This window comes from Candidatus Aegiribacteria sp. (assembly GCA_021108005.1).
In the GTDB taxonomy this organism is placed as follows: domain Bacteria; phylum Fermentibacterota; class Fermentibacteria; order Fermentibacterales; family JCC-6; genus Aegiribacteria.
In genome coordinates this window covers 1-1,571 of sequence record JAIORS010000014.1, presented here as the reverse complement: position 1 = coordinate 1,571, position 1,571 = coordinate 1, and the positions used below count along the sequence as shown (strand labels likewise).

At 45.3% G+C, this 1,571-nt stretch carries 1 protein-coding gene; it reads left to right on the top strand.

Annotation, left to right across the window (positions count from 1 at the left end):
* Positions 1 to 55 precede the first annotated feature (55 nt).
* Entirely contained in the window at positions 56 to 1,168 is a 1,113-nt protein-coding gene (locus K8S15_01115; protein ID MCD4774633.1) for a hypothetical protein, read from the top strand.
* Positions 1,169 to 1,571 lie beyond the last annotated feature (403 nt).

The following is a 1,571-nucleotide window of genomic DNA, read 5'->3' as shown; positions in this document are numbered from 1 at the left end:
CGTTCAAAAGTGAATTAAGCACCGGAACCACAGAAAACAGACATAAGGAGAGAAAATGAAAACTAGACTGTTTGCATACTCACTGTTGTCCTTTCTCCTGATTCTGATCACATCCTGCAAAGAAGGTGGTGATTCTTCAGATGAATTGGCGGAGTCGTCCGTTCAGCCTAGACTGGAAATAGTTCTTTCATTAGGGGAGGAAATCGGAGACAGTTGCTATGTTTTCGGTGATATCACCGATGCATGCATTACCCTTGATGGCAACATTTGGGTTCTCGATGGAATAACAAACAAGATTACTGTTTATGACTTCTCAGGCAATTTCCTGTTCAGGGCAGGGGGCATCGGTGAAGGACCGGGTGAATTTCAGCATCCCTTCTGCCTGACATCCCTTTCGGATGCAAGGGTGCTTGTCAGTGATCCGCCTCTTACAAGAGCTACTTTCTTTAATACTGATCTGATGGTTGATACTATAATATCCGGGTTTATTCCTTGGTCTCCTGATAGAACCGCTCCCTGTGCTGATGGATCATTTACCGGGTGTTTAAGAACCTTTGACAGGGAAAACTCGATGTATGGACATCTTCTTGCTCTCTGGGATCATTCTCCTCAGCCGGAAAGAGAATACTACAGGAGAGAATGCCCTTTCAACCGGGAAAGGCTTCGTGAATCCACCGAGGAGAGTCAGATTGTCTTCACATCCGATTTTCAGGGCAGGGTGTATGTGACTGCTTACTCGTACAGCAACTTCAGTATAGAGGTCTTCGATTCCACGGGGAACCTGCTTTATTCCATTGAGGAGGAGAGGGAACCAGCACCAAAACCTTTGGAGGAGATCGAGAATGAGCGGGAAGCAATGCGCCGCCAGCTTCAAAGTGAAGACGCACCGCCCGATATGCAGTGGAACCCCGCAGAATTCCGGTGCATGATTCCACTGCGTGGGCTTGGAGTAGACGCCCAGGAAAGACTCTGGGTACGGGACGGCAGAGAGTCACTGCCAGTGTTCGATGTGTATACGGACGGAGAACTTCTCTTTAGAACATCTCTTGATGAATCAGTTGAGGACATTGAGAACCTGAGAGTGAAGGTTACTCAGAGAGGGATTCTTGCATGGTCGACGGATCCTGAGTGCTATCCTCAGCTACATATTATCACGGTTGCGGAATAGAAGAAATTACCTTGTGGGTTTCCCTGATGTAATCGAGCTTATCAAGAAACACGGAGGTGTAGATTCAAAGGCAGGATCTTTCTTCAGAACAATGTCACAGAAATGATATTGAACAAGCAACCTGAGGATATAAGTCTTCGAACGAAAGCTGGTGAGAATTGTGTATAATGTTGCGAACCAGGAATAATGGTATTTTAGTACTTGGCTGATTCATCAAAATCAACAAACCAATTCCGAGCAATTAGGGAATATTATCTAAACATAAGATACAGTAGATTGCTCACCGTTTCTCGAGTCTTGTGGTCAAAGTTCCAAGATACTATCATTACTTGCGTGAGTAATATGAAATGACAAGAAAAAGAATTTGAACCAGCGGCTGCAGTGGAATTGCCACCGCGTATTG